The organism is Streptosporangium sp. NPDC006013 (assembly GCF_040614275.1).
In the GTDB taxonomy this organism is placed as follows: domain Bacteria; phylum Actinomycetota; class Actinomycetes; order Streptosporangiales; family Streptosporangiaceae; genus Streptosporangium.
Window position 1 is genome coordinate 1 of the sequence record NZ_JBEXUE010000396.1, and the last position, 9,461, is coordinate 9,461.

The 9,461-nt window shown below is 70.1% G+C and carries 7 protein-coding genes; 2 read left to right on the forward strand and 5 right to left on the reverse strand.

The annotated features are described in order from the left end of the window. Positions 1–91: 91 nt before the first annotated feature. The 3 genes from ABZ260_RS38980 to ABZ260_RS38990 form a co-directional block, all read right to left on the reverse strand. Entirely contained in the window at positions 92–496 is a 405-nt protein-coding gene (locus ABZ260_RS38980; protein WP_355627549.1) for a VOC family protein, read from the reverse strand. Between the two features lie 83 nt (positions 497–579). Then, positions 580–1,725, reverse strand: a complete 1,146-nt coding sequence (locus ABZ260_RS38985) for a damage-control phosphatase ARMT1 family protein (protein ID WP_355627552.1) — start codon at positions 1,723–1,725, stop codon at positions 580–582. Between the two features lie 302 nt (positions 1,726–2,027). Continuing rightward, positions 2,028–2,771: an MBL fold metallo-hydrolase gene (locus tag ABZ260_RS38990; protein ID WP_355627555.1), complete on the reverse strand. Its 744-nt coding sequence runs from the start codon at positions 2,769–2,771 to the stop codon at positions 2,028–2,030. A 249-nt stretch (positions 2,772–3,020) separates the two neighbouring features. On the opposite strand from ABZ260_RS38990, the gene ABZ260_RS38995 reads away from it, so the two are divergent. Together ABZ260_RS38995 and ABZ260_RS39000 are read left to right on the forward strand one after the other, a co-directional pair. Next, positions 3,021–3,413: a hypothetical protein gene (locus tag ABZ260_RS38995; protein ID WP_350961543.1), complete on the forward strand. Its 393-nt coding sequence runs from the start codon at positions 3,021–3,023 to the stop codon at positions 3,411–3,413. 3 nt (positions 3,414–3,416) lie between these two features. Further along, a complete protein-coding gene (locus tag ABZ260_RS39000) occupies positions 3,417–5,837 on the forward strand; it encodes a DUF4132 domain-containing protein (RefSeq protein WP_355627558.1) in 2,421 nt (806 codons plus the stop codon). An 81-nt stretch (positions 5,838–5,918) separates the two neighbouring features. Here the strand turns inward: ABZ260_RS39000 and ABZ260_RS39005 are convergent, their stop codons facing one another. Together ABZ260_RS39005 and ABZ260_RS39010 are read right to left on the reverse strand one after the other, a co-directional pair. Then, positions 5,919–8,798, reverse strand: coding sequence for an NHLP bacteriocin export ABC transporter permease/ATPase subunit (locus ABZ260_RS39005; RefSeq protein ID WP_355627561.1), 2,880 nt, complete (start codon positions 8,796–8,798; stop codon positions 5,919–5,921). Next, the coding region (locus ABZ260_RS39010; protein WP_355627564.1) for an ATP-binding cassette domain-containing protein at positions 8,795–9,461 on the reverse strand (667 nt) is incomplete at its 5' end. The genes ABZ260_RS39005 and ABZ260_RS39010, both read right to left, overlap by 4 nt.

Sequence of the window (9,461 nt, forward strand, 5' to 3'; positions counted from 1 at the left end):
CCCGCTCACCGGACCAGTTACTGGTCACCGCCGCGCCGTGGACCAGCCCCTGGCTCCCGGCCGGTTACAAGCGGAACTTCTGGAATGCCGCTTAGCCTCGGGCGGATATCTGCTGTACGGCCCAGCTGTTGCCGTCCGGGTCGTTGAAGAAGACGAATCCGACGTTGTCCAGGGGGTCCGGTGCGGGATTCGGGTTCTCGCCGAGGACCTGGATCTCGCTGACCTCCACCCCTCGCTCGACGAGCTGGGCGCGCGCCGCGTGGAGATCCGAGACGACCAGCTGCAGCCCCCGGAGCGAGCCCGGCGCCATGTCCGTGAGCCCCTTTCCCACCACGATCGAGCAGCCGGAGCCCGGAGGGGTCAGCTGGACGACGTGCACGTCGTCGCCGATCTTGGTGTCGTGGTCCACGGTGAAGCCGAGGCGCTCGGCGTAGAAGGCCTTGGCGCGGTCCACGTCGGAGACCGGCACGATCACCACTTCCAGGGTCCAGTTCACAGCGCTTTTCCTCTCGGCGACGGGACGGCTTCCAACGCACATCTATCAGCCGCCCCCGACAAATCCATGCGTCGGGAACCAGGTCAGGAACCGCTCCCGGGCCCCCTTTCCCGGAGGTCGGCCTGGAGGAGCCCGTAGCCGCCGGTGACGCGCCAGTTCGGGGTGTCCGCGTCGAGGTCTCTCAGGGTCGCCGGGGGGATGCCGACGGCCACGTCGGATTTGAGGGTGCGGAGCGCGGCGACCGGGCCGGGAAAGTACGCGACCGCGTCGGCGAACGGGGTGGTGGCCGGCCAGGCCCGGTCACCCACCAGCCGCCGGTAGTTGAGATCGCCCTTCATGATGGTCAGCGACGCCCGCTCGAACAGAACCGCGAGGTCGGCGGGGAGCCGGCGGAAGGACCAGGGCGCGCAGTAGAAGTCGTGGACGTACGGCGAGAGTCTCCCGTCCGCGATCGCCTTCCGGAGCCGGTGGAAGGGCGCGCCGTCTGTTTCGGCCAGGCGGTCCAGGGTGTCCGCGAGGTCGGCGGTGGTCGCGTCGGACACGTAGTAGGGATGCGGCTTCAGATGAAGAGCGACCGAGGCCGCGTGCCCGTGTTCCAGGAGATGGTCGATGAGGATCAGGTCCGCGAGCAGTTCGCGCCCGGCGTTGTCGGCCACCACCACGACCTCGGCCCCGGGAGCGAGCGCGCTCCACATCTTCGCGCTGCCGTCGCAGACCAGCTCGGTACTCGACGATTCGGTGAGGGTGCCCATTGCGAAACTCAGGTCGGCGCGGTTGCCCCAGAGCGCGGCCAGCAGCTTCGCCTGACCGGACGCGTCGGCCGTCGGCCACTCAAGGTCGTCGAGGGATGCCAGCTCGGCCCGCTTGAGAGAGGCGAACGGGTCCACTCCCCGCCACGGTCCCGGCTCGAAGAACCCGACCGCGTCAAGCACCCGCCGGTAGAAGTACGACTCCGACCAGAGGAAAGGGGCGTCCGACCAGGGTTTTCCGAAATGCTCGGCTCCCCAGCCCGCCCACACCTCCCGATCATGGGCCTGCGCGCCGAGCGGCTCAATCACCCCGGAGAAGATCTCGGTGAGCAACGCGTCCAGCGCATCGTGCTCTTTCGGACCGTACGAATTCGTGTCCTTGATCTTCGCTACCAGCTTCGGAGTGCGATCGTGCCAGACCTGCCAGGCGTAGCCTTTCGGATCGCTGTTCAGCAGCTCGGGCGGTAGCTCGTCGTTCACGAATGTTCTCTCGCTCCTCGTCGGCGGGCGTCCGTATGACAACCGTACGCGTCGTGCCAAGCGACACGAGAGTGGGCTCTGATCCACTCTCGATGATCGTGTGACTCAGGGTGAGATCGAGAGCTTCGGACACATGGTGCCGGTGTACCGGCTGACATGCACAGCGATTCGCCCCTGCAATGTCGATCGAGGCCGATCACCGAAGCGGTCTGGCCGCCATGCGCGCGAGGATCGATGCGATCGTCGACGCGCACCTCATGCCGCATCGGCGTAAACGCGGTCGAAGCCGGAGGAAGCCTTGCTCAGGAAAGATCGATGGCGAGACCGGAAGCGGCGATGCCGATCTCGCCGTCGTATTCGGCCCCGGCGGCGGCTTGCGCGGCTGTGGCGTCCGTGCCTGGCTGCAGGTGAGTCAGTAGCAGGTGTCGGGCGCCGGCTTCCTTGGCCTGCCGGCCTGCCTGGCGGGCGCTCGACAGGTGGCGCCGCGAATCCTCCGGGACCCGGTCCGCGTAGGTGGCCTCGGCCAGAAGCAGATCAGCGCCGCGCGCCAGGTCCACCACATCGGGGCTCGGGCCGGTGTCACCGGTGTACGCGAGCACCCGCTCGCCCGCTGTCAGCCGTATGCCGGCATTGGGCACCGAGTGCGGCAGCAGCCGGGTCCGCGCGCGGAACGGGCCGATGTCGAGCGAGTCGCCGGCGGTGAACTCGTGCAGGACATAGGCGTCGGTCAGCATCCCCGGGCGGTCCAGCGCGAGTACCGCGTCCAGGGCGCCGGGCAGCGAGTACACCGGTAACGGCGCCGGCGGGTCATCACGCAATGCCCGCGCCCGCAACAGCGGGTTCAGGTCGGCACAGTGATCGGGATGTCCGTGACTGACGAACACCGCGTCGACCTGATCGGCGGTGATCCGTTCCAGCAGCCGCGGCACCGTCGCATATCCAGGGTCGACGAGTAGCCTGAACCCGTCGTGCTCCACGAGGTAACCACTGCAGGCCTGGCCCGCCCCCGGCCACGCACCGCATCCGCCAAGGATTGTCAGCAGCATCCATGAACCCTAACGGCCGGCTCACCGAGTTCCGCTTTTTCGGTCACCCGTCATCCGCGATGAATTCAGATCTCCGCCGCTTCGCGTAACGAATGACACGCGCGACACCCACGGGGTGCTCAGGGCCGACGGGATCAGGCTGGACACGGCCGACCGGGCGGACCCCCGGTTCGGTGACATCGGTTTCTGTCGGATTGAAATGCTACTGATGGCCGTCACAGTGATTCCAATTATTTGTGGAGCTGCCAGATGGCAACGGTCACCTTCAGGGATGAGACCGCGACGGGAAAACCGATAGAGGAGTTCACCCTCCCCGACCTGCCGGAGAGAATCTCGGCGCGGGAACTGGTCCGGCTCAGGGTCCGCGAGGAGGTCGCCCGGTACAACGCGGCCCCCGCCGCCCGGTTCAACGGCCTGGTCCGTCCCGAGGACGCCGAGGTGGAGTTGAACGGCTACCGGATGGGTGCGAAGCGGCGGATCGACTGGGAGCGGCAGGCGGACACCGCCGAGCGGGCGTTCGGCCGCAACGGGTTCCTGCTGCTCGTCGGGGAACGTCAGATCGACGACCTGTCCGAGATGATCGACCTGACCGTCGATCCGGTGGTGTCCTTCATCAAGCTCGTTCCGCTGGTCGGGGGCTGAGGAATGGGCGTCATCGACGACTTTCCCGGCTCTCACGGCTATGTCATGCACTATCTGGACGCACCGACCCGTGAGATCTTCGCCCGCTTTGACGCGGCCTTCGAGGCGGGGCGGGAGCTTCCCGACGCGGAGAGCGACCCGAGGCTGTTCGGCCGCTGGGCGCAGCTGCGGCTCGGCAACGGGCACCACGGGGTCCACGACTACGACGAGCGTGTGCTGCGCGCGACCCGGCTGGCCGCCGACAGTGACACCCCATGGACGTTCGAGGACGCCCGTTTCCTCTGGATGGCCGCCGACGCGCTGATGACCTGGAGGCACACCGACTATCCGGAGCTGTACCGGCTTCCGCTCGCCGCGATCCGGCGGCTGGACTACGCGGGACGCCGCCAGATCCTTGAGGGGACGCTGGGGTGGTTCCGGAAGTACCACCGGCCGGTCTGGGACGCCCTGCACGATCAGATGGAGGACGTGCTGACCGAACCCGCGGAGAACGGCCCGGCCGGTGTGGTACGGAACGTCATCTGGGACTGCGACGAGGTCGCGCGCAGGCTGGCCGAGGAGTACGGCGCGCGCCTGGCCGCCCCCGAGGTCCTGCCCCTGCTGCGGCACTGGAACACCGCTCGCTCCTCCAAGCCCAGCGAGAGATGGCTCAGGACCGCGAAAACGCTGCTGACCCCCGAAGCCGCCGGACTCGTCCGCGAGATCCTCGTCCTGGTGGCGGCTCACCGGGAGAAGCCGGAGGAGAACGTTTACGGGTGGCGGGAGACCGTCTTCCTGCACGAGCGCACCGCCGTGCCGGTACGCGGCATGGTGTGGACGTGCGAGCTGATCGACGAGCCGTGGGTGGTCTCACTCCTCGGCGACGTCGCGCTGACCTGCGGGACCGGGATCGGCGGGTCGGGCGCCAACTGCCGCAGCGAGCTGCTCGCCAACGCCGCGGTGCACACGCTGGCCCGCCGGGGCAGGCTGGAGGTGGTCGCGGCCCTGGCCAGGGTCCAGGTCAAGGTCCGCAAGAAGACCGTGCTGAGCAACGTGGCGCGCACCCTGGACGCGGTGGCCGCCGAGGCGGGGCTGGGCCGCGAGCAGTTGCTGGACCGTACCGTGCCCGCCTTCGGGCTCGGCCGGGACGGGGTGCGGGAGGAGAAGATCGGCGACTGCCTGGTACGGCTCCGCGCCGATGGCCCCGCGCTCCAGTTCGTCAACCCGGCCGGTCGGCCGGTCAAGTCGGCGCCGCAGGCGATCCGCCAGGCCCCCGAGCTGGCCATCCTCAAGGCCACCCTGAAGGAGCTCAAGCAGGCACTGCCCGCCGAGCGGTTCCGGCTGGAGCGGGCGCTGATCGAGGAACGGCTCTGGCGCTGGGCGGAGGTGACGGAGTTCTTCCTCGACCATCCGCTCACCGGCCTGTACGCCAGGAACCTCATCTGGCAGACCCACCAGGGCCCGGCAGGGCTCCCCGTCCGGACCGATTCCGGATGGGAACTCACCGACCCGCAGGGCCGCCGCGTCCAGCCGGACCCCGACAGCCCGGTCCGGCTCTGGCACCCGATCCACGCGACCGCCGAGGACGTGCGGGCCTGGCGCGACCACCTGCTGGAGCACGGCATCCGCCAGCCGTACAAGCAGGCGTTCCGCGAGGTCTACCTGCTGACCCCGGCCGAGGAGCGGACCCGCGTTTACTCCAACCGGTTCACCGGGCACACGCTCCGCTACGGCCAGGCCAAGGCATTGCTGAACCAGCGCGGCTGGAGTGGGCTGTCCATCGGACACTGGGACTACGAGTGCGGCGGTGACCAGGGCGAGGCCGTCAGGGAACTGTCCGGCTGGCAGGCCCGGTGGTACATGCACGTGACGGGAGACCCGGATGCCGACGGGTGGGGGACCGCGTCCTTCTGTGCCAGCGAGCGGATTCGCTTCCACCGGGCCGACGACCTCGCCGGTGACGAGGGCGTGCCGCTGACCGAGGTGCCGCCGCTGGTGCTGTCGGAGGTGCTCCGCGACGCCGACCTGGCGGTGGGCGTCACCTCGGTCGGCCTCGACCAGCAGGCCGTCGCCGGGCACGAGGAGTACTGGCACTCCTACGGGTTCGGCGAACTCACCGAGACCGCCGGCACCCGGCGCGACGCGCTCGCCCGGCTGCTGCCCCGGCTGAGGATCGCCGACCGGGCCGAGCTGACCGACCGGTTCCTGCGGGTACGCGGAGACCGGCGGATCTACAAGATCCACCTGGGCTCGGGCAACATCCTGATGGAGCCCAACGACGCCTACCTGTGCATCGTCCCCGGCCACGACCGCGACGCCGCCTCGGTCTTTCTACCCTTCGAGGAGAACGGCGGCATGCTGTCGATCATCCTGTCCAAGGCGTTCCTGCTCGCCGACGACACGGCCATCACCGACCCGTCGATCACCCGCCAGCTCGATACCTGAGAGTCGCCCGGGGGAAGGTCCGGCCGCCCATCAGTGAGATCACGGTGCCGCGGCGGCTCGCCGATCCTCGTCGAGCCGCACTCAGGAGAGCTGACGGGTGGCCAACTGGGCGAACAGGCCGTCCTTCACGGCCAGTAGTTCGTCGTAGGTGCCCTGCTGGACGATCCGTCCCTCGTCCATGACCACGATGCGGTCGGCGGCCACCACCGTGGAGAGCCGGTGGGCGATCACCACCCGGGTGGCGTTGAGCCTGCGGGTGCTCTCGGCGACCCGGCTCTGGGAGGGATTGTCCAGCGCACTGGTGGCCTCGTCGAAGAAGACGATGCGGGGCCGGGCGACCAGCGCCCGAGCGATCATGAGACGCTGCCGCTGGCCGCCGGAGAGCGTGCTGGTGCCCTCGGACAGTACGGTGTGCATGCCCATCGGCATGGCCCTGATGTCGTCGGCGAGCCCGGCCATCTCGGCCGCCGCCCAGGCGTCGTCCACCGTGTGGATGCTGCTGCCGACGATGTTGGCCTGGATGCTGCCCGCCTGCAGCGCGCCGTTCTGGAGCACCACCCCGCACTGGCGGCGGACGGCGGAGACGTCGAGTTCGGCGAGGTCCTGGCCGTCGTAGAGCACGGTGCCCGACAGCGGAATCTCGAAGCCGAGCAGCAGTCGCAGCACCGTGGACTTGCCGCTGCCCGAGGGGCCGACCAGGGCCACGAACTCGCCGGGCTCGATCGACAGGGCGACCCCGTCCAGGGTCAGCGGACCGTCCTGGCCGTAGCGGAACGACACCTGGCTGAGCGCGAGCCGTCCGGACAGGTCGCCGGGGTCGGCCTTGGTGCCGTCGGTCTCCGGCCGGGCCTCCAGGATCGGCTTGATGTTCTCCATCATCGGCACGACGCCCATCGCGGTGACGGCGGCGGCGGTGAACTGGAGGCTGGAGGCCAGCAGCAGGCTGAGCGCGGTGAAGAACGGCAGGAAGGTGGCGACCGAGACCTGGCCCGCCATCGGTCCCGCCACCACCGCGAACACGACCCCGGTGCAGACCAGCGGGAATCCGGCGTTGAACGTGGTCACCGCGTTCTGGATGCGACGGGCCGAGGCGGTCAGCGAGCGGCCCCTGGTGACCTCGCGCGTCCACTCGGCGAACGCCCGTTCCTCGGCGGCGGCGGCCCGCAGCTTCGGCATCGCGGTGAGCATCTGGAAGACCCGGGCCGACATGGTCCGCTCGTGCTCGTAGGACTGCCGCTGCCAGCGGAGCTGCATCCGTCCCGCGACGATGGCGAACCCGAGCCCGAACAGCATGAGCCCGGTGGCGACCAGGGCCAGGCGCACGTCGTAGAAGTAGACCAGGACCAGGTTGGCCGATCCGGTGAGCAGCCCCAGCGTGGCCGTGGTCAGCATCCCGGAGAGCATCTCCTGCGCCGAGCTGATGCCCAGCACCGTGGTGCCCAGCTCACCGGTGGAGTAGCGGGCGAAGAACCCGGCGGGCAGGGAGAGCAGCCGGGTCCACAGGCCCGACTGCAGGGCCGAGGTGGTGCGGCTCTCGACCCGCAGCACCGCGATGTTCTGCACCACCGACAGGGCCGCGATCACGAACCCGGAACCGATCACCACCAGGGAGCCCTGCACGATGAGGTCGAGTTCGGCCCGGACCGTGAACACGCCGAGCACCTTGCCCGTCATGATCGGGACGAGCAGTCCGAGCAGCGCGACCAGCACCCCCATGGCGGCGAACCGCAGCAGGTCACGGTAGTTGCCGCTGTCGAGGAGCCCCAGGCGCAGCAGCGCGCCGACGGTCTTGATCGAGGCGGGCAGCGGCCGGTACAGCACGTGCGCCCGGTTCTCCAGGTTGCGGGCGACGGCCGCGGTGACCGGGATGAGCACGCCGTCGTCCACCATGACGTAGCCGCGGCCCATGGTCAGCAGCGCCACCGGGCGGCCCGCGGAGTTGCTGCCCACCATGGGCCCCAGGTCCTGCGTCCACCACGGGCCGTCCAGCCGTACGAGCCGGGTCCTGACGCCGGAGGCCAGCGCTATCGCCTGCAGGTCGCCCACCGGGCGGTCCTGGCTGCCGCGCCGCACCGGCGGCCGGACCTCGAACCCCTGGTGCGCCGCCACCAGCCGGGCCGCGGCCAGTGCGGGCGGATCGTTGGCCACGTCGGCCAGTTTCACCTGGACCTCGGTGTCCCGCAGCACGGCGTCGAAGCTCCGTACGGCCTGTGTCAGCACGGTGCTCTCGCGGTCCCGCAGGCCGGTCAGGGCGGCGCGCTCCTCCTCGCGCCGCCGTTCGAGGCGTTCGTCGACGGTGTCGAGCAGCCGGACGGCGTGGGCGGCGAGGAACTCGCAGAGCAGGCCCTCGTCGAAGACCGAGTGCAGCGAGCGGGTCCGCAGCCGGGTCCTGGTGCGGGCGACGAGCCAGTCCCTTTCGGTCAGGCAGACGTCGCTGCCCGCGCCGAGCACCAGATCGTTGCCGCCGACCTCCACGTCACCCGCCTCGACGCGCACGCAGCGCACGCCGTCGACCGATCGCACGGCGCGGCCCGCGTCCAGCTCGGCCGTCCCGTTGCCGGGCAGCGGGACGAACTGGCGGGGCGGCAGGGGAGCGGGCAGCGCCTGGGCCAGCAGTTCGATGCCGCGGCTGAGCCCCTTGACCAGCCAGGCGGCGGCCTCGGCGGGCAGGTCGTGCAGAGCCGCGACCGGGACGTCGGAGAGTACGGCGCCGGGCACCGGGCGGGCCACGATCACGTGGCGTGGCCCCGACCGCACCCCGCAGGCCAGCACCGTGCCCGCTTCGGCCCGGCCCAGAAAGTTCCAGCGGCCGTCCAGCTCGCCGTCGGCGGTCCGGACCGCGAACAGGTCCACCGCGCCGGCCTCGACCAGCAGCATCCGCCCGGGGTTGTCGAGGATCGTGAACCGCTCGGTGCCGAGGTCCAGCGGGATGGCGACCCCGGCGAGGGCAGCGGGGCTCACAGTCCTCCTCCGGTGTTGAACAGCCGCGTGTAGATGCCGTCGGCGGCGAGCAGCTCCTCGTGGATGCCGCGCTCGGCGACCTCGCCGCGGTCCAGGACGATGATCTCGTCGGCGTCGCGGATGGTGGACAGCCGGTGGGCCATCAGCAGGCAGGCGCAGCCGCGGCGGCGCAGGTTGTCCATGATGACGTACTCCGTCTCCGGGTCCAGGGCGCTGGTGGCCTCGTCGAGGATCAGCAGGGTCGGCTCGGCGGCCAGGGCGCGGGCCAGTTCGAGCCGCTGCCGCTGGCCACCGCTGAAGTTGCGGCCGTCCTCGCGGACGAACGAGTTGATCCCGCCGGGACGGGCCAGCACGGCGTCGTAGACGGCGGCGTCGCGGAGCGCGTCGAGCACCACCTCGTCGGAGACCGCCTCGTCCCACAGGGTCAGGTTGTCGCGTACGGTCCCGGCGAACAGCACGATGTCCTGGTCGACGTAGGCCATCGAGCTGGCGAGCACGGTGCGCGGGATCTCGTCCAGCGGGTGGCCGTCGAGCAGGATCCGGCCGGCGCGCGGCTCGTACAGGCCGGTCAGCAGGCGGCCCAGGGTGGATTTGCCGCTGCCGGAACCGCCCACGATCGCGACCCGGCTGCCCGGTGTCATGCTCAGCGAGAGGTTCTTGATG